17 protein-coding genes and 1 riboswitch are annotated in these 19,107 nt (G+C 60.0%); of the genes, 8 read left to right on the top strand and 9 right to left on the bottom strand.

The genetic code is table 11. The annotated features are described in order from the left end of the window. The first annotated feature begins 132 nt into the window (after window positions 1-132). The 4 genes from ABK249_RS07505 to ABK249_RS07490 are packed head-to-tail and all read left to right on the top strand — an operon-like array spanning window position 133 to window position 4,226. Entirely contained in the window at window positions 133-1,380 is a 1,248-nt protein-coding gene (locus ABK249_RS07505) for an ABC transporter substrate-binding protein (RefSeq protein WP_320443040.1), read from the top strand. An 11-nt stretch (window positions 1,381-1,391) separates the two neighbouring features. After that, window positions 1,392-2,321 carry a carbohydrate ABC transporter permease gene (locus tag ABK249_RS07500; protein WP_037156920.1) on the top strand — a complete coding sequence of 310 codons (930 nt, stop codon included), beginning with the start codon at window positions 1,392-1,394 and terminating at the stop codon, window positions 2,319-2,321. After that, on the top strand, window positions 2,318-3,160 hold the full coding sequence (locus tag ABK249_RS07495) for a carbohydrate ABC transporter permease (protein ID WP_037156919.1): 843 nt from the start codon (window positions 2,318-2,320) through the stop codon (window positions 3,158-3,160). The genes ABK249_RS07500 and ABK249_RS07495 overlap by 4 nt, the downstream gene beginning before the upstream one ends. Window positions 3,161-3,173: 13 nt before the next feature. Next, a complete protein-coding gene (locus tag ABK249_RS07490; protein ID WP_227704303.1) occupies window positions 3,174-4,226 on the top strand; it encodes an ABC transporter ATP-binding protein in 1,053 nt (350 codons plus the stop codon). A gap of 76 nt (window positions 4,227-4,302) precedes the next feature. Here the strand turns inward: ABK249_RS07490 and ABK249_RS07485 are convergent, their stop codons facing one another. From ABK249_RS07485 to ABK249_RS07450, 8 genes are all read right to left on the bottom strand, one after another. Continuing rightward, a complete protein-coding gene (locus tag ABK249_RS07485) occupies window positions 4,303-6,957 on the bottom strand; it encodes a nitrate reductase (protein WP_227704304.1) in 2,655 nt (884 codons plus the stop codon). Beyond that, window positions 6,958-7,290: a nitrite reductase small subunit NirD gene (gene nirD / locus ABK249_RS07480; protein WP_227704305.1), complete on the bottom strand. Its 333-nt coding sequence runs from the start codon at window positions 7,288-7,290 to the stop codon at window positions 6,958-6,960. It abuts the gene before it with no gap. 59 nt (window positions 7,291-7,349) lie between these two features. Further along, a complete protein-coding gene (locus ABK249_RS07475; RefSeq protein ID WP_037156913.1) occupies window positions 7,350-8,612 on the bottom strand; it encodes an MFS transporter in 1,263 nt (420 codons plus the stop codon). 367 nt (window positions 8,613-8,979) lie between these two features. Next, the gene (locus ABK249_RS07470; RefSeq protein WP_037156911.1) at window positions 8,980-9,750 is read right to left on the bottom strand and encodes a class I SAM-dependent methyltransferase; all 771 of its coding nucleotides are present in this window, start codon (window positions 9,748-9,750) and stop codon (window positions 8,980-8,982) included. Window positions 9,751-9,762: 12 nt separating this feature from the next. Continuing rightward, a complete protein-coding gene (locus tag ABK249_RS07465) occupies window positions 9,763-10,587 on the bottom strand; it encodes an ABC transporter ATP-binding protein (RefSeq protein ID WP_227704306.1) in 825 nt (274 codons plus the stop codon). After that, on the bottom strand, window positions 10,584-11,582 hold the full coding sequence (locus tag ABK249_RS07460; RefSeq protein WP_227704307.1) for a FecCD family ABC transporter permease: 999 nt from the start codon (window positions 11,580-11,582) through the stop codon (window positions 10,584-10,586). Before ABK249_RS07460 ends, ABK249_RS07465 begins: the two co-directional genes overlap by 4 nt. Window positions 11,583-11,620: 38 nt before the next feature. Then, entirely contained in the window at window positions 11,621-12,655 is a 1,035-nt protein-coding gene (locus ABK249_RS07455) for an ABC transporter substrate-binding protein (protein ID WP_227704308.1), read from the bottom strand. Between the two features lie 196 nt (window positions 12,656-12,851). Beyond that, a riboswitch (cobalamin riboswitch) is annotated at window positions 12,852-13,084 on the bottom strand. A 197-nt stretch (window positions 13,085-13,281) separates the two neighbouring features. Continuing rightward, window positions 13,282-14,067 (bottom strand): class I SAM-dependent methyltransferase, encoded by a 786-nt coding sequence (locus tag ABK249_RS07450; protein ID WP_037156905.1) that lies wholly within the window; start codon window positions 14,065-14,067, stop codon window positions 13,282-13,284. A 114-nt stretch (window positions 14,068-14,181) separates the two neighbouring features. On the opposite strand from ABK249_RS07450, the gene ABK249_RS07445 reads away from it, so the two are divergent. The 4 genes from ABK249_RS07445 (at window position 14,182) to ABK249_RS07430 (ending at window position 18,271) form a co-directional block, all read left to right on the top strand. Continuing rightward, the gene (locus ABK249_RS07445) at window positions 14,182-15,318 is read left to right on the top strand and encodes an ABC transporter substrate-binding protein (protein WP_348862528.1); all 1,137 of its coding nucleotides are present in this window, start codon (window positions 14,182-14,184) and stop codon (window positions 15,316-15,318) included. Between the two features lie 6 nt (window positions 15,319-15,324). Beyond that, on the top strand, window positions 15,325-16,395 hold the full coding sequence (locus ABK249_RS07440; protein WP_348862527.1) for a FecCD family ABC transporter permease: 1,071 nt from the start codon (window positions 15,325-15,327) through the stop codon (window positions 16,393-16,395). After that, a complete protein-coding gene (locus ABK249_RS07435; protein WP_037156899.1) occupies window positions 16,389-17,141 on the top strand; it encodes an ABC transporter ATP-binding protein in 753 nt (250 codons plus the stop codon). Before ABK249_RS07440 ends, ABK249_RS07435 begins: the two co-directional genes overlap by 7 nt. 371 nt (window positions 17,142-17,512) lie before the next feature. After that, window positions 17,513-18,271, top strand: a complete 759-nt coding sequence (locus ABK249_RS07430; RefSeq protein ID WP_037156896.1) for a FadR/GntR family transcriptional regulator — start codon at window positions 17,513-17,515, stop codon at window positions 18,269-18,271. Between the two features lie 47 nt (window positions 18,272-18,318). Here the strand turns inward: ABK249_RS07430 and ABK249_RS07425 are convergent, their stop codons facing one another. Then, window positions 18,319-19,107: a discoidin/SUN/FTP domain-containing protein gene (locus ABK249_RS07425; protein ID WP_037156893.1), complete on the bottom strand. Its 789-nt coding sequence runs from the start codon at window positions 19,105-19,107 to the stop codon at window positions 18,319-18,321.

Below are 19,107 nucleotides of genomic sequence, written 5' to 3'. Positions count from 1 at the left end.
AACTGTGGCGGATCTATTCGCCGCAAGGGTGGCCTGTTCAAACAGGCCGCAGCTAACTGCCCACAATCGGAGGGAATGCCAAGGCATTCACTCGATGAGGGCCGATGACCAGCGACCAAAGGGGAGGAAACCATGAGGGCCACACTAGCTGGTATAACAGCATCCGCTCTGACATTATACGCAATGACGTCCACCGCCTTCGCGACGGATCTTCGCATGACGGTATGGACAGGCAGCGAGGTGCATCTCAAGATGCTCAACGGCATCGCCGAAGGCTTCAAGGCCAAGCATCCTGACGTCAACGTGAAGTTCGAGACGGTGCCGGTCAACGACTACACCCAGAAGCTGACCTTCCAGGTTGCCGGCGGAAATCCGCCCGACATCGCCTGGATGATGGAGGATGCCGCGCCGGCCTTCGAGAACGCCAATCTGCTGATGGATCTCGGTCCGACGCTCAAAGCCACCGAAGGCTATGACTTCGCCGACTTTTCTCAACCGGCAATGGGGCTCTGGCAGAAGGGCGATACGGTATACGGCATTCCCTTCTCCACCTCGCCGTTTATGATCTATTACAACAAGGACATGTTCGACAAAGCCGGCCTCGATGACCCATTGGCGCTCGCGGCAAAGGGCGATTGGAACATGGACAGGTTCCAGGAGGTCGCCAAAAAGCTGACCGCAGCCAATCCCGGCAAATGGGGTTTCGAGTTCAAGGACGGCGAAGGTTATGCGTCGCGCATGACCCACGCCTTGTTGCCGCCGATCCGGGCCTATGGTGGCGACATCTGGTCGAACCATGAATGCGGCTTCGACAAGCCCGAGGCGGTCAAAGCGGTCAAGCAACTGCACGATATGGTGTTCAAGGACAAGTCGATCGTGCCGCCCGGCGAACAGGGTGACTATTTCTCCGGCAATTCGGCCATGACGGTGAACCAGATCTCGCGCGCATCGAAGATGGCGGAAGCCGGCTTCAAGTGGGGCATCGCACCGCTGCCGTCCGGACCCGGTGGTGAATCGCCCGTGATCGGCCAGGCCGGTCTCGTCGTCTTCGCACAGGGCAAGAACAAGGACATTGCTGCCGAATTCATAGCCCATATGACCAGCAAGGAGAATGTCGCCATCATGGCGCAGTTCTTCCCGCCGGCGCGTAAGAGCGTGCTTGAAAGCGACGCCTTCATTAACGGCAACAAGCTCATTCCGCCGGAAATGATGAAGAACGTCGCAGCGGCAATCGCCAACGGTCGGGTGCATCCGGCTCACGAAAAATCGCCGCAGATTCTCGCCGCCATGGCGCCCCGCGTCGATGCCCTGTGGAAGGCCAATGCCGATGTCGACGCAGCCATCAAGGGAATCTGCTCGGCGATCCAGCCGCTGCTCTGACACGACCGAAGATGACCGATATCATTCACAACCTCAAGACGACGCGCAGTAGCCAGAAGCCCTGGCTCACGCTGAAAGCAAGGGAGATGATGGAGGCGTGGCTGTTTGTCAGCCCGTCCTTCATCGGCTTTCTTATCTTCTTCCTCGGCCCGTTGTGCGCTGTTGTCTATTACTCGCTGACCGAATGGAACCTGCTGACCCAGCAGGCGACTTTCGTCGGCCTGCGCAACTTCGAGAATGCGTTGCTGGAGAACCCCGATTTCTGGCATGTCGTACGCAATTCGGTCATCTTCGCACTCGGCCTCGTGCCGCTCAACATGGCGCTGGCCCTGACGCTTGCGCTTGCGCTCTCGCGACCCTTCTTCGGGGTCGTATTCTTCCGCACGGTGTTTTTCGCACCGGTGATTACCTCGGCGATCGCCTGGGCGATCGTGTGGAAATTCCTGCTGCAGGGTGAAGGCGGCTTCATCAATCAGGTGCTGGCTCTGGTGGGCATCACCGGACCCAACTGGCTGCGCGAGCCCGGTTGGGCGATGGCAGCGGTGATCATCACCCGCGTCATCAAGATGGTCGGCCTCAACATGATCCTCTACATTGCGGCGCTGCAGGCCATTCCGCGGGATTACGAGGAGGCCGCGCGTCTTGAAGGTGCCTCACGCCGGCAGATCTTCAGCATGATCACCTGGCCGCTTCTCGCGCCGACGACGCTGGTGATCATGGTCATCACCACCATCGGCTCGTTCAAGGTGTTCGACCACATCTACCAGATGACGGGTGGTGGTCCGGAAAACGGCACACTGGTGCTCGCCTTCTACATCTACCAGCAGGGTTTCAAGTTCTTCAACGTCGGTTACGCCTCGACGCTCGCCATGATCATGTTCGTCATCGTCATGGCGCTGACCATCGTGCAGGTGATGCTGAGACGAAAGGGCATGGAATGACACAGCGCCAGATCCAGATCCTTTATCGCGCCTGCTGGACGATAGCCTTGCTGATTGCCGCAATTCCCTTCGTCTTTCCGTTTATCTGGATGGTCTCCGCGGGCTTCAAAAGCGTGACCGAGATTTTCGGCGCGCCCACGCTCATCCCGCGTGTCTGGCGCTGGCAGAATTTCATCGAGGTCTTCACCTATCAGCCCTTTGCGCGGCAGTATTTCAATTCGCTCTATATCGCGATCCTGGTGACGGTGCTCACCCTCCTCATCGCCTCGCTCGCAGGCTACGCGCTGGCGCGCATGCGCTTTGCGGGTGCCGGGTTGCTGATGCTGTTCCTCATCTCCGCGCTGATGGTGCCGGAAGAGGTGACGATCATCCCGAACTTCTTCCTGATGCGCTGGGCGGGTCTGGTGGACACGCACTGGCCGCTGATCCTGTTGCCGACCTTCGGCCCCCATGGCGTGATGGCGACGTTCCTCATGCGACAGTATTTCCTCGCGCTGCCGAAGGAACTGGAGGAAGCCGGCAAGATGGACGGCCTTTCCCGCTTCGGCGTCTGGTGGCAGATCGCACTGCCGATGTCGCGCCCGGCGCTGGCGGCCGTTGCCATCATCACCTTCCTCTTCTCCTGGAACCTGTTCCTGGAGCCGCTGATTTTCGTGAGCTCGCTGGAGATGTTCACACTGCCGCTCGCGCTCTCCAATTTCAACGACAGCTACGGTTTACCCCTTTGGAACCTGCAGCTCGCCGCAACCAGTCTCGCCGTGGTGCCGATCCTGATCGTCTATCTGATCGCGCAACGACAAATCATCGAGAGTTTCGCGCTTTCCGGCGTGAAGGGATGAGAAAGCTATTCCCATGACCAGTCTATTGCTCAAAGGCATCGAAAAACACTTTGGCAGCGTCAACGTCATCCGCGGCGTCGATCTAAGGATTGATGACGGCGAGTTCGTCGTGTTCGTCGGCCCTTCCGGCTGCGGAAAATCCACGCTCCTGCGGCTTATTTCCGGGCTCGAACATATCAGCGACGGGGAGCTGATGATCGGAGACCGGCTGGTGAACGAGGTCCAACCCTCCGAGCGCGGTGTTGCCATGGTCTTTCAGTCCTATGCCCTTTATCCCCATCTGACAGTCAGGGACAACATGGGCTTCGGACTGAAGGTGCGCAAAGTACCGGCAGGGGAGCGCCAGCGGCGCATCAACGAGGCGGCCGCTACGCTCAAGCTCGACGCCCTGCTCGATCGCTACCCGCGCGAACTCTCCGGCGGTCAACGCCAGCGCGTGGCGATCGGGCGCGCTATCGTCGGCAATCCGGACGTGTTTCTTTTCGACGAGCCGCTTTCCAATCTCGATGCCGAGTTGCGCGTGCACATGCGCTCGGAAATCGCAGCCCTGCACAAACGGCTGTCGACCACGATGATCTATGTCACTCATGACCAGATCGAAGCGATGACACTGGCCGACAAGATCGTGGTGCTCCGCGACGGGCGGATCGAGCAGGTAGGCTCACCACGCGAGCTTTACGAAAGGCCCGCCAATATGTTCGTCGCCCAGTTCATCGGCAGTCCCAAGATGAACGTGCTGCCGGCAGCCAATGCGCAGTTGCTCACTCCCGCGGCCATTGTTCCGGCTTCGGCTGAGAGCGTGGGTGTGCGCCCCGAGCATCTGAAGGTGAGCGAAGCTCGAGACGGCATCTTGCGCGGCAAAGTCAGTCTCTGCGAATATACCGGTGCCATCACGCTTCTCCATGTCACGCTGCCGGATGGACAGCTGTGCCTGGTAACCAGCGATGACCATATGGCGCCACCCCTCGGCAGCGAGATCGGACTCACGGCGCAAGCGGAAAAACTGCATTTCTTCGATCATCAGGGCCGCAGGGAAAAGCCGGCGCCCGACGCTGGAGTTCAATAACCGACGCAGGAAAACGCCTGCCCGGCAAACGCCACGATCCACGGCACACATTAATCGCCTCGACGATCTCGTCGGGTCATTCCGCTGCCGCCGCAAGGCAGCCATTGATGATCCCTCTGATCTCGGCGCGGCACGAGCCGCAATTCGTCCCGGCTTTGGTTTCTCTCCCCACCGTCTCAACGCTGTGGCAACCGCCACGAATGGCGGAGATGATGCGGTTCACACCGACCGAGAAGCAGGAACAGACAGTCGCACCGGGATCCGGCTGATCGGCGCCCGGGCGCCCGGCAACGACGGCAAAGCGCCTGCGAAGATCGACATGCTTGGCGGCAAGCTGATCAACCGCCCAATTGCGCGCGACTGCAACCGGCTCGCGTGCGAGAAAAAGCGCGGCAATCAGTCGTTCGCCCTCGAAGAAGACAAGCCGTAGATCCCCGGACTGAGCATCGGCATAACCCAGCGGTTCGATCTCTTCAGGGATGCCGAACGCGGTACGGCACCAGCCCACCCAGTCCTCCATCGCATCCATGAAAGCGAGCTCTATTCGCCAGCCGCCGGCCGCCTTGGCGAGCGCCCAGTATTCTGCCTGCGAAACAGCTGGCCTATCGACGGAAATCGCGAAACCATAGAATGCAGCCTTGAAGGGGCGGACAGCAATTGCGACATTCTTGGAAGCCGGCTGACCGGAGAAGGGGTCGGTAACGGGTGCGACCAGCGCATCGATACGGGCCTTGGCGGCGAACTGGTCGTTCCAGTGCATCGGCACGAAGATATTTCCCCGCGCCTGCCGTTCGGTCACCAGTGTCCGGACCACCGCCTTGCCATACGGACTTTCGAGTTCGACCAGATCGGCATCCCGAATGCCAAGTTCCATCGCATCTGCTGGATGCATCTCCGCGAAGGGCTCGGCGATGTGGCTGCTAAGCCGGGCGCTTTTGCCGGTCCGCGTCATCGTGTGCCAATGGTCGCGGATACGGCCGGTGTTCAGTGTCAGCGAGTATTGTTCATTGGTGCGGCTGGTGGCAGGGGCCTGCACGGCTATGAACCGCGCGATGCGATCGGAGTGATAGAATCCGCCGTCTGCAAAGAAACGGGTCACGCCGGGTTTCATGCCGGCAGACCGCGGCCACTGAAAAGGAGCGATGGCGTCATAGGCGGGACGGTCGATTCCGACATAGGCACCGATATCGAAATCACGGCCGCCATCGTTCTCGAACGCCGAGAGCGCCGCGTGCTCGGCAAAGATGTCGGCCGGCGAATGGAAATCGAAGCCGGCAAAGCCCATTCGACGTCCGACTTCTGCTACCTGCCACCAATCAGCCTTCGCTTCGCCAGGCGTGGGAAGGAACGGCCGCTGACGGGAGATGCGTCGTTCGGAATTGGTGACCGTGCCGTCCTTCTCGCCCCAGCCGAGCGAAGGCAGCAGCACATGCGCATGGCGGGCAGTATCGGTTTCCCTCAGAATGTCCGAGACCACGACGAACGGACAGGCCTTGATTGCCGCCTCGACCGCATCGGCATCCGGCATAGAAACGGCCGGATTGGTCGCCATGATCCAGAGCGCCTTGATGCGTCCATCGGCGACAGCACGGAACATGTCGACAGCCTTGAGCCCGGGCTTAGACGCAATGGTTGGAGAGACCCAGAAGCGCTGCACGCGATCGCGATCCTCGGCGCTCTCGATTGCCATATGGGCTGCCAGCATGTTGGCGAGCCCCCCCACTTCGCGCCCACCCATCGCATTCGGCTGGCCGGTCAGCGAGAAAGGCCCCATGCCGGGCCGGCCGATGCGGCCTGTCGCCAGATGACAATTGATGATGGCATTGACCTTGTCCGTGCCGGAAGAGGACTGGTTGACGCCCTGGCTATAGCAGGTGACGACCTTTTTCGTCGTCTCGAACAGGCGGAAAAATTCGCGGATCTGCATGGATGGCAGACCGGTGCGCTCCATAAGGTCGATGAGAGAGAGCGCCGAAGCAGTAGCAAAGGCTTCGGCAAAACCCTGTGTATGAGCGGCGATGTAGTTCTGATCGATCGCGGAACTGGCCGCCAGATGGGCAAGCAGCCCCATGAACAGCGCAACATCGCCATCGGGCCGGATCGCAAGATGGAGGTCGGCAATATCGCAGGTCATAGTGCGGCGCGGATCAATGACCACGATCTTCATGCTTGGCCGTGCAGCTTTCGCTGCGCCCAATCGCTGATAGATCACCGGATGGCACCAGGCGAGATTGGAGCCGGTGAGGATTACAAGATCTGCAAGCTCCAGGTCCTCGTAAGCACCTGGCACTGTGTCGGACCCGAAGGCGCGGCGATGGCCGGTGACGGAAGACGACATGCAAAGCCTTGAATTGGTATCGACATTGGCCGAACCGATGAAACCCTTCATCAGCTTGTTGGCAATGTAATAATCCTCGGTCAGCAATTGGCCGGAGACGTAGAACGCAACTGAATCCGGTCCGTATTCGGCAATCGCCTTCGAGAATTTTTGCGCGACGAGATCAAGTGCCGCGTCCCAACTGGCGCGCTGGCCCCCGATCTCGGGAAAAAGCCCGCGCCCGTCCAGGTCGATGGTTTCCGCGAGCGCGGAGCCCTTGGAGCAGAGCCTGCCGAAATTGGCCGGATGCTCCGGATCGCCTCTTACCGTAACGACGCCGTCATCCGCCACGGAAGCGATGACACCGCAGCCGACACCGCAATAAGGACAGGTAGTCTTCACATCGGTTGCCATTTATTCCGCCGCCACCGTCATCAGAGTCTCAAGCGCGATGAAGAGCCTGCCGTTGTCGTTTCTGAGGGGGATGGTGCGAACCTCCCCCTCGTCAGCACCGAGCGCCTTTCCGGTTTCGAGCGAGATCACCCAGTTATGCAGCGGACAGGTGACGGCTTTGCCATGCACAATGCCCTGGCTGAGCGGCCCGCCCTTGTGGGGACAACGATCGTCTGTCGCAAACACCTCGTCTTCCGCCGTCCGAAACACCGCGATCCTGCCCTGCGGTGTCTTCACGCACCGCGCACCGCGCAGCGGAATGTCGGAAATATCGCCGATCAGATGCCAGTCCATAGGTCTACCTTCCTCCGTAATCGGTACGGGCCTTCGCTGGGGCTGTTAATCTCAGGACCTCAGGTGGCGGCCACTGGCTGAGCGGAGAGCCCCTGACGGTCGAGTTGCTTTACCGACAAGTGCATCCAGACGAGCGAGATTGCGACGATCAGAAAGAGCAGCACGAAGCAGCTGGACCAAAGGCCGGTCATGTCCTTAAGCACGCCGAAGGCGATCGGAAGAATGAAGCCGCCGAGACCGCCCATCATGCCGACGATACCGCCGACGGCGCCGACACTTTCCGGGTAATATGCCGGAATATGCTTGTAGACGGCGGCCTTGCCGAGGCTCATCATGAAGCCCAAAACGAAAATGACGACGATGAAGACGCCCGGCGTGATCCCGAGTGCGGAGCCGGTTCCGGCTGCCGGTAGCGAAAGGATGAGCGTGGCAACGGCCGATACCGCGAACATCGCATACATGACGCTGCGCGCACCCTTCCTGTCCGACAACACGCCGCCGAAGGCACGGAAGATGCTGCCCGGAATGGAATAGGCAGCCGCGATTATGCCGGCGACTCCAAGGTTGAAGCCATAGACGCCGACGAGATAGCGAGGCAGCCATAACGACAGGGCAACGAAGCCGCCAAAGGCGAAGAAATAGTAGAGCGAGAAGCGCCAGACCTGAGCGTTCTTCAGCGGTGCGAACTCCTGAAGCAGGCTCTTGGAAACAACACCATGCTCGCGGCGAAGGCGGAAGGCCGGATCATCCGTCGTGGTGAACCAGAAGACGATTGCCATCAACGCCAGCCCTACGGCCCAGATCTGCGCGACAGCCTGCCATCCCCATGCGATGAGCACGAACGGTGCAGCGAATTTGGTCACGGCCGCGCCGACATTGCCGGCGCCGAAGATGCCAAGTGCCGTCCCCTGCTTTTCGGCCGGGAAGAAGGGCGAGACGTAGGCGACGCCGACTGCAAAGGAACCACCGGCAAGGCCGACACCGAGACCGGCAATCAGCATCTGTGTATAGGTTTGAGCATAGGACAGCAGGAAAGTCGCCAATGCAGCGGCCAGCATGGTGAGCGTGTAAACGAGGCGGCCGCCATAACGGCTGGTCCAGACGCCAAGGAGGATGCGGATGAGCGAACCGGTCAGGACCGGCGTGCCGACCAGCAATCCGAACTCGGCTTCGTTCAGTCCGAGATCCTGCTTGATGCGGATCCCGATGATCGCAAAGATCGTCCATACGGCAAAACAGACGGTGAAGGCGATCGTGGACATCCACAATGCTTTGGCTGGTTCGCCGGCGGACATGGGCTGTGTTTTCTCAAGTACAGACATGGCTTCTCCAGGGCCCGACAAGGTCGTGCCGATCCATCGCTAGGGGTTAAAAACAAAAAGCCGCTGGCCAGGTACGCGGACACCAAAGGTGTGCGAGATATCCTGATCAGCGGCTTTGCCTGGGGCGCCCGTCGTTGGACGCTAAAAAATGCGGCCCTTTGGCCTCACCAGTTTAGAAGCAAGAGCTGTGCCAAATACGAAAAGGTAATTAAATCCGTTATTTCGCTCTCAAGTCATGCTCGCATCTGCCAAACATCAATCACATAGGCGCCAAAAATTGTGCAGTGCGCCCAAAATAGGCACGGGCTCAACCCCATATTCGGCACCGCGGGGACGACCCTGTGCCTTCAATCCCTCCTATTAGAGTTCAACGCCGGCAGGAGAGAATGAAGCGCCGGTAAAGCAGCGTTCTCAATCGGTTTCTCAGATTGGCGGTCTTGCGCTGTGCCGCGGCGATCGGCCGGTGGGAGGAAATCTCTATGTCCTCAAAGCCCGCCGCTTCGACCAACGGCTTAAGCCTCTCCACGGTAAGGCCCTCACCAAACGGCAGCCAGGCCATGATGTTCTGGTGCCGGTCACTCATGGCGCCATCATAGTGCGGATCGATTCCGCTCAGCCGGTCGATGAGACGGATGGCGTAAGACGCGAATTTCCCAACCGGCGTCGGCCTTGCCCAATCGCCGTCGAAGATCAGGAGTTTCCCTCCCGGCTTCAGGACCCGACACCAATCGGCAAGGGCCTGTTCAGGTTCAGTCAGCGTCCAGACGAGATGACGGCAGACGACGGCGTCATAGCTTGCGTCCGGCTCCATCGTCTGCTCCGCATCGGCAAGGATGAACCGTACCCGTTTCCGCCCCGCATGCTTGCGCCGCGCGACATTCAGCATTGCTTCGGAAAAATCGAGCGCCGTGACCTCGTGCCCCAGGGAGAGGAGCACATTGGTCACCTCGCCGGTGCCACAGGCAAGTTCGAGCACCTTGAGCGGTTCGTTGCCGAGGCTCCGACGGACTGCGGCGGCCCAGGCCTCAAGTTCCGGCCCAGGCGGTATGCGATGACCAAAGGCGAGATCGAAGGTTTCCGACCGCTTGGACCAATATTCGCGGATATCCTCCTTGAGGTGGTGGTTGCGTCCGTCCATGCTCACGATCCCCTATGTGCAATCGACTTCAGCCGTGCATCTTTCCCGAACGATGATGCCGTATGGGGCGAACCCATGGCTATGTATGTAGCGGATGAAGCAACTGCCATCGCTGCCCTGATCGATCTCCGCCTCCACGCCGAAGACCTCCCGAATGCATTCGACCGTCAGCACATCGCTCGGTGCGCCGAGCGCCACCAGTTGCCCGCCCTGCATGACGGCAAGGCGGTCGCAGAACATGGCCGCATGATTGAGATCGTGCAGAGCCGCCGCCACAGTCAAACCTTGCCGACGCACCAGATCGAGCAGGCCGATCTGGTGGCCGATGTCGAGATGGTTGGTGGGCTCGTCGAGAAGTAGGATTCGCGGATGTTGTGCGAGCGCGCGGCCGATATGCAGGCGCTGGCGTTCGCCGCCGGAAAGCGTGTGCCACAACCGGCTGGACAGGTGGAGCATATCGACGTTTTGAAGCGCCGCCTCTACGATCGTGTCGTCCTCCGGCGACCAGGGCGACAGCGGCTCTAGATAGGGCGTGCGTCCAAGTTCGACCGCCTGCCGGGCGGTAATCCGCTCGCCGGTCTCCGCCTGCTGCTCCACTAGTGCCAACCGGCGGGCAACCTCGCGCCGCCCGAGCGTGCCGATCGGCACGCCGTCCAGCAGGACTTCGCCCGACTTCGGCTTGCGGATGCCGGCAAGCAACGCCATCAGGCTCGTCTTTCCCGAACCGTTCGGGCCGATGATGCCGAGAAATTCGCCTGACCGCACGTCAAGCGAGACATCGCGCAGGATTTCGGCGCCTCCGGCTGCCCATGAAACATTCCTGGCCGAAAGCATCATGCGCGGCCTCTCCTCTGTCCGAGAATCAAGGCGAAGGCCGGCGCTCCGATGAGCGCGGTGATCACGCCGATTGGCAGAACCTGGCCCGGAATCAAAATGCGCGACAGGATATCCGCCACAATCATGAAGGCGGCGCCGATCAGCGCTGCCGCCGGCAGGAGCACGCCATGGCGGATGCCGACCAGCATGCGCGCCGCATGCGGGATGACCAGCCCGACGAAGCCGATCGACCCTACGATGGAGACCATGACCGCCGTCATCATCGCGGATATGCCGACCAGCGTGAGATAGGTCCGGCGAACCGAAATGCCGAGCGAAGCGGCCGATTCTGCGCCGAAGGTGAAGGCATCAAGCGACCGGGCATGCCAGAGGCAGACCGCAAGGCCGAATAGAGCCGCAGGAATGGCGAGCCAGGCATCCGGCCAACGGACGCCGGAAAGATTGCCGAGCAGCCAAAACATGATGCCGCGCGCCTGCTCGGCGGTCGCCGCCTTGGTGACGATAAAGGAGGTGAGCGCGTTGAAGAGCTGCGAGCCCGCGACGCCGGCAAGGATGATGGCGGCCGTTCCCCTGCCCGCCTTGGCGGCCAAAAGGCTGACAAGCGCGAAGGCGACGAGGGCACCAATGAAGGCTCCCATCGGCAGCGTCAGGAGGCCCGCACCAACTCCCAGGATCGCCACGCCGACAGCACCGGTGGAAGCCCCGGCCGATATGCCAAGGATATAGGGATCGGCCAGCGGATTGCGCAGCAGCGATTGCAGCACGACGCCGGATAAAGCGAGTGAGGCGCCGCAGCAGGCTGCGACTACGGCGCGGCTTAACCGATAGCTCCAGACAATGCCTTCGTCGATCGGTTCCAGCGGATAACCCGCATCCCATAGCCGGTTAGCGACCGTCTTGGCGACCACCTCGAGCGGGATCGCTGTCTCACCGATCGCCGCACCCAGCCAAAGCGCGGCGACAAGGACGACGAGCGCAAGGAAAACCGCGCCCATTCGTCCGATTGAGGATATCGCCCGGCCCACTTGGAGGGTCACTTCGCAAGGCCGGCAGCGGCGATGGCATCGGCCAACGCCTCGATGCCTTCGATGGTGCGGATCGTCGGGTTCATCGCCTGTGCATCCATGTCGAAGACATGACCGTTCTTCACGGCCGGCATCAGGCTTGCGACGGGATCCGTCTCAAGGAACTTGTGCTTGGCTTCGATACTGTCCAGCGGATAACGCCGCCGCTCCATGGCGCCCGCCACGATCATGGTCGGATTGGCCTTGGCGATGGTTTCCCAGCCGATCGTCGGCCACTCGTCATCGGTCTTTATGATGTTCTCGATGCCGAGAGCCGACATGATATAGCCGGGCGCGCCATTCTTGCCTGCCATATAGGGATCAGAATCCTGCTGGGCGCTGGAGAACCAGAAGACGGCGGAAAGCTTGCCTTCCGCCGGGGCGACCTTGGCGCGGGCAGCCTCCTCGCGCCGCTTCAGGTCGGCCACGACCTCCTCGCCCTTGTCCTGGACGTTGTAGATCTTCGCGAGATCGCGGACTTCTCGATAGACGAGTTCCATGGTGAAGACCTGATGGCGGATGCCGTCGCTGGCGGCGGAATTTTCCTTGCCGATGCAATCGGATGGCGACGTATAGACCGGAATGCCAAGTTCCTCGAACTGCTCGGGCTTGGCGACCACGCCCTCGGGCCCGACCTGCCACTGGAACTGAACGGCAACGATGTCCGGCTTCTTGCCGAGCACGCTTTCGAAGCTAGGCTCGTTGTCTGCAAGCCGTTCGATCTTCGTATTCACATCCTCATAGCCTTTGAGGACCGGTCCGACCCAAAGCGCCGTACCGACCACCTTGTTCGCCAGCCCCAGGAGATAAAGGATTTCGGTGCTGCTCTGACCGATCGAGACCGTACGCGACGGTGCCTTCTCGAAGGTGACCTGCCGGCCGCAATTTTCGAGCGTGAGAGGATAGCTGGTTTCCGCCGCAGCGGCGCTGTGGAACAGGCCGGAGGCGATCAAGGAGAAGGCGCCGAGGCCAACATGCAACGGCCGTTTCAGAAAGATATGCATCGTGTTTCCCCGAAATGTGACGTGAACGCCGGCGGCAAGCCCGCGTGCCGGACGGTGGTGAGGCTCAGAATGCCCGTGAGGCAGCCCGATCAACGGAATAATCGTCGAGATTTGGGGGATACGAAGTGCCAGGGCGCCAAAAGGCGCGGATGATAGTCATGTCCTGCTCCTGTTCCGGGCATCCCCGCCCGTGACGATGGATCGATATTCGACGGCAGGTCTCCTGGCTTGCGGATATCTGTCGTCCATCTGCCTTCCCGCGCCGGACTGCGCAGTGGCATGGCACCTTTCGGCGCCACGAGGATGGACGGCAATCCGCTTACAGTTGCGGGGGCAGCCACGGTCTTGGATCCCCTTCGGGTCTCCGCACCGTGTTCCCATTTCATCCCTTCGCATTGAACTCGGGGAACCGTCACTCGCCAGATAAAGACCACTCGAGATCGCAGTCAAGTGGCGAATGATTGTGAGCGAGCCATTGGCTTCTCCCGATGTCGGCATTTATGTAATGTAATATCATTACATATGCAAAGGATGCTCACCTGTCCAGCGGCTTTCAATCTCAGCCGTCTTTTTTTGTTTCAGAGCCGGAGCGCAGCAAAATGCCGATGAAATATCAGGAGGGAAGGCTACTTTGGCTTGGTCGCGCAAATCGCATACCGATCCTGCACCATGCGCTCGAGCCCGCGCAGGAAGGGCATCTTGCGGGCTTGCGCCCAGTGGATGTCGAACAGCTTGCGATCGACGACAATGTCCTCGAAACCGGCTTGACGCAGCAAATCCACAATCGCTTCCGCCGGCATTCGTTCGGAGAAGTAGACCCGTGATCGGATGCTTTGATGCCGTGCCATCATCTCTGGCGCCATGTGGCTCACAAGCTGCTTGCCTGTCATTTTCGCCCAGAACTTCTGAAGGCTCTTGACCCAGGTTTCCTTGCCCATGTTTCCGTCGACGATCAGGACCTTCCCCCCTGGCTTCAGGACGGAGAGCCATTCGCGGAAAGCCGCCGGCGGATCGACCAGCGTCCAGACCAGGTGGCGGTTGGTGATGGCGTCGTAGCTCTCCTTCGGCTCCATCGTGTTTTCCGCGTCGCCCGAGACGAAACGGATATCCGCGCCTCGCGTCTTCGCCTTGGCGCGCGCCTGCGCCAGCATCGCATCCGACCAGTCGAGGCCCGTCACCCTGAAGCCAACGTTGTTCATCAGGTGCGAGATGACCGCCGTGCCGCAGGCGAGATCGAGTGCCGCCCGGCCTTCTCCTTCGCCCAGATGCTTCCTGATCAACCGTAGCCATCCTCTCCGCTCCTCTTCGGAGAAGATTTCATGGCCGACGCTCTCGTCGAACGTTGCAGCCCTTTCCGACCAGAAATCACGAATTTCATCGCGGATAGAGTAATTGGTGTTCATCAGGTTCATCACAGCCACCCCTGCACATCAGCACTTTGGAAAAGCTCTAAAACATAAAACTTGATTCCAAAAGTCATAATTCTTATGCCTGTTGACATTATCAGTCATCGGGGGAGTTTCCAGATGAATTTCATGAAGTTGTCTGCAGCAACTGCGGTTGTGCTTGGAGGCCTTCTGGCCTCGCCTGCAATGGCACAATCCTTCACGGTGAAGGACGTGGCTGGCCGCGAAGTAGCCTTCGACAAGCCGGTCGAGCGCGTCATCCTGGGTGAAGGCCGCATGCTCTACGCCGTGGCGCCGATCGAAAAGGAGGATCCCTTCGCAAAGGTCGTCGGCTGGCGTAACGACCTGTGGACGACCGACAAGGACGGCTTCAACACCTATGTCACGAAGTTCCCGAAGGGCAAGGAACTTCCCTTCCTCGGCAACCTGACGGATGGCACGCTACAGACCGAGACGGTCGTCAAGCTCAATCCCGATGTCGTGCTGCTCCCGATTGGCAGCAAGCAGGCCGCCGACGAAGTCAAACTCGAGGATATGCTGAACGGCATCGGCGTGAAGATCGTCTATATCGACTTCCGCGAACACATTCTCGACAACACGGAACCGAGTCTGAAGATTCTCGGCAAGATCCTTGGCCACGAGGACCGTGCCGAAGCCATCGCCGCCTACTGGAAGGAGCAGATGGCGCGCGTCACCGACAAGCTCAAGGGGGCCAATCCGCCGAAACCGAACGTCTTCATGTACCGCGCTGCCGGACTCGTGGAGTGCTGCGGCACGTTCGGCCCGGACAATTTCGGCCTGATGGTGGATTGGGCCGGCGGCCACAATCTCGGCTCCGATTTCCTGCCTGGCTATACGGGCTCCATCAATGCCGAACAGGTTGTTGCTTCCAATCCGGATATCGTTGTCGTCACGGGTTCCAATTGGAGCCAGACGAAAAATGCCAAGGACTATGTGAACGTTGGCCCGAGCGCCGCGTCCACCTTCAACGATAGCCGCAAGGCACTGAATGCGCTGATGGAAAATCCTGCTTTCACCGGTTCGAAAGCCGTCGCCAGTGGCAATGTTCATGCGATCTGGCATCAATTTTATACGAGCCCCTATCAGTTCGTCGCCGTGCAGCAGATGGCCAAGTGGTTCCACCCGGACCTTTTCGCCGATCTCGATCCGGACGCCACCTTCAAGGAATTCCACGAGAAGTTCCTGCCGGTCGCCTATCAGCCGGGTTATTGGATCAACGCGAAAGAGGATCGGTAAGCGCCGATGGCCGAGGTCGCAGCTCCGTCGATCGAAATCGAAGCCGGGCGGGAGCGCTATCGCGCCCTCGCCCGGCGCAAGCTGACAATTCTTGCGGTGATGACGGGCGCGCTTTGCCTGTCATTTGCCGTCGATCTCGCCTGGGGGCCGGCCCGCTACGGCCTCAATGAAGTCGTCGCTGCACTTTCCGATCCTTCCTCCGTCTCGCCGCAGGTCCGGGCCGTCGTCTGGGATATCCGCATGCCGGTCGCCATCATGGCAATCGTGGTCGGCGCCGCTCTTTCCGTTGCAGGGGCTCAAATGCAGACGATCCTGGCCAACCCGCTTGCGAGCCCCTTCACGCTCGGCATTTCGGCCGCGGCGAGCTTCGGTGCCGCGCTTGCGATCGTCACCAGCGTCTCGCTCCTGCCGGTTGCGGCCGGTATGCTCGTGCCTGTCAACGCCTTCATCATGGCATTGATCGCCACGCTTTTCATCCATTTCATCTCGCAAGCCCGCGGCGTTTCGGTTCAGACGGTCGTCCTGCTCGGCATTGCTCTGGTTTTCACCTTCAACGCCCTGCTCGCCTTCCTGCAGTATCTCGCCACCGAGCAGGCTTTGTCGGCGGTCGTCTTCTGGACGATGGGAAGTCTCACCAAGGCGACCTGGCCGAAGATCTGGGTCACGCTTGCCGTCCTTCTGATCGCCCTGCCGCTGTTTGCGCGCAATGCCTGGGCTCTGAGCGCCATCCGTCTCGGCGAAGACAAAGCCGCCAGCTTCGGCGTGAACGTCCGCCGCATCCGGCTGGAGACCATGCTGATCATCTCGCTGCTGGCCGCTGTGCCGGTGAGTTTCGTCGGCACGATCGGCTTCGTGGGCCTCGTCGGACCGCATATCGCCCGTATGATCCTAGGCGAGGATCAGCGCTTCTTCCTGCCGGGCTCGATCCTCTCCGGCGCACTCCTGCTCTCGCTGACATCGATCGTGTCGAAATCGATCATTCCAGGCGTGGTTTTTCCGATCGGCATCATCACCGCGCTGGTTGGGGTACCTTTCTTCTTCTCGCTTATCCTCTCCAACAGGAGCCGCTCATGGTAGCGTTGCAGTTGCAATCGGTCGGCGCCTACCACGGTCGCAAGCTCTTCGTCGAAGGCGTGACGACACCGATGATGAAATCCGGTGAAATGATCGCGGTGATCGGTCCGAACGCAGCCGGCAAGTCAACGCTCTTTAAGCGGATCACCGGCATACTGAAGGGGCCCGGCAGTGTTGTGATCGACGGAGCCAGGAGAGGGAATGCCATCGGCTACATGCCTCAGGACACTTCCGCCAACGCCGTTCTGACCGTGTATGAGTCTATCCTGCTGGCCCGCAAGCAGGGCCAGTCCTGGGCCGTCAGTGACGGCGATCTGCGTTTCATCGACGAGATCATGAAGGCGCTGAATATCACTTCGATCGCCTTCCGAGACCTTGGCGCACTTTCCGGTGGCCAAAGGCAACTCGTCTCCATAGCCCAGGCGTTGATCCGGGAACCGGAAATCATGCTGATGGACGAACCGACCAGCGCGCTCGACCTTCATCGCCAGGTCGAGGTGCTCGACTTCATGCAGCGCCAGGCGCGCACCAAGGGCATGATCGTGCTGATTGCAATCCATGACCTCAATCAGGCGCTGCGCTTTGCCGACAAGGTGTTGGTCATCGCCAATGGCCGCATGCGCGCCTGCGGTAAGCCTCGCGACGTGGTCACCGCCGAAATGTTGCGCGAGGTCTACAAGATTCATGCGCGCATTGAAAAATGCTCACTGGATCATGATCACGTCATCGTGGATGGAACCGCACACTGACGACCGAAGGCTTGACTTAGCCCTCGCGGCTGCCGACGCCAATGGTAGGCGTCTGAGTTGCCTTGTCGTGACGAAGGCCGCACGATGATGAGCAGGCCGCAAAGATCATCATACTAATCGCGCTGGGATCAGGTCACTTGAAGAGACCGGTCGCTTGAGCCTGATCGACCTCGAGCATCAACTTATCTTTTGAGCAGTGAACCGCTCTGGACACGAGCAGCGGCATAAGATTCTTGCGTCCGATAACGATAATTGGTCGGGGAGAGATATCCGCCGTCGACTCGTCCATTGAAACGAAGCCCTATTTGTCATACATGTCTGATGAATCGAAATTTCAGGATTGCACATTGAGGTGGTGCTCCGAAAGGCCAATGCAAAGGGATCAAGGCGTGGCAGTACAAATGAAGGATCGCAGCAGGGGTCCCGGATCGCTGGTCTCACAAGTTGGAGAAAGCCTTCGGCAGGCTATCTTGAGCGGTCAATACTCTCCCGGCGACAAGCTTCCGAGCGAAATCGAACTGACCGAGACGCACGGCGTCAGCCGCACCGTGATCCGGGAAGCGGTCGCGGCACTTCGCTCCGATGGGCTTGTCGAAGTGCGCCAGGGAGCCGGGATATTTGTTCTCGGCACCGAGGCGTATCCATCGCTTTCCGGACGACGGGTCGACAAGGCGCGCGTATCCTCCGATCTGGAAGTCCTCGAAGTCCGCGCGCCGCTCGAGATCGAAGCGGCAGGCCTTGCGGCGCTGCGCCGGTCGCCGGCGCAGGAGGAGGCGATTTTCGAGTGTCATCGGAAAATTCTCAGATGCATCGAGAATGATGAATCGATCCGCGAAGCGGATCTCGCCCTCCACTTCGCCATTGCCGAGGCCACCAATAACCCGCTTTTCAAGCAGCATCTGGAGTTCCACGGTTCCGCGGTCATTCCCCAATCAAAGATTGTCAACGAGTCGCGGGCGGCCGAACAAACCGCATATCGAAAAATGATCCACAAGGAGCATGAGGCAATCGTCGTGGCGATCTCCGATCGGGACGAGGAAGCCGCACGCAACGCCATGCGCGACCATTTGAGAGGCAGTCAGATCCGATATCGAGACCTGCTCAAGGACTTCCGAACATTTCCGGGCTAGGTCAGCCAGCACCTTACATGGGTGATCCTCGCCACCCATACCCGGCCCTAGTCAACGTCTCTTCCCCACACTTCGATCTGTGTCAACGCCGGAAAGAATGAAGGGTCTTCGGCCTTGACGAGGCTGTGCAAGCGGATCCATTCGACAGTCCTGGGCCTTATCGAAAAGGATTGCCCTGCCCCTGACTTAGCCAATGGAAAGCAAGCGGTTTCGCCGTCCGAAAAGGTGATGCTTGCCTTTTTCCACCATGAGTCATGCGGGAAATCCGCTCGCAGATAGAAGACGACTTCGTCGATCCGAACCTGACGACCGAACCCCACCGTGAGTGCCGCTTCCGGATTTCTATTGATACCCCAGCTCGTGTAGGGCCAGAAACCGTGATTGTCGTTGGCCTTCTCGCCGTCGATCGCATTGCGCGCGGCAAACACCGCTTCGCCGCGCGTCTCCGCATTGGCTTTCACATGCGGGAACAGCGTCGTATTGGCATGATCATCCCATGGATTGAGAGCCAGGTTCCTCCGTGAGGCGATCTCGTCCGGCCGGGCCTTGCGCACATGGAGCCGGTGGATATCACCCTGAAATGCACGGGGGGAATAGCAGGCGCGCTTGTCGCCGAAAGGGACTTTGAGAGAATAGCAGGGACTCTTGAGGTAGGCTGCCGCAGAGCCGATCGTGTCGTCAAGCGCGAGAACGACATGTCCCGGTTCCGATGCCAATACAACGATCCGATCACCTTCCCGGTAGTCCTGGCGGTAAACGAGAAAGACCTCGTCCTTTCCTGTCGCACTTGCCAGGACGGTCCCATTGACGCCAAGGACCTTCAACGTCAACTCCAT

The sequence above is a fragment of the Neorhizobium phenanthreniclasticum genome, assembly GCF_040066075.1.
In the GTDB taxonomy this organism is placed as follows: Bacteria; Pseudomonadota; Alphaproteobacteria; order Rhizobiales; family Rhizobiaceae; genus Neorhizobium; species Neorhizobium petrolearium.
Note: the sequence above shows the minus strand (reverse complement) of the source record. Positions and strands in the feature narration are given on the sequence as shown.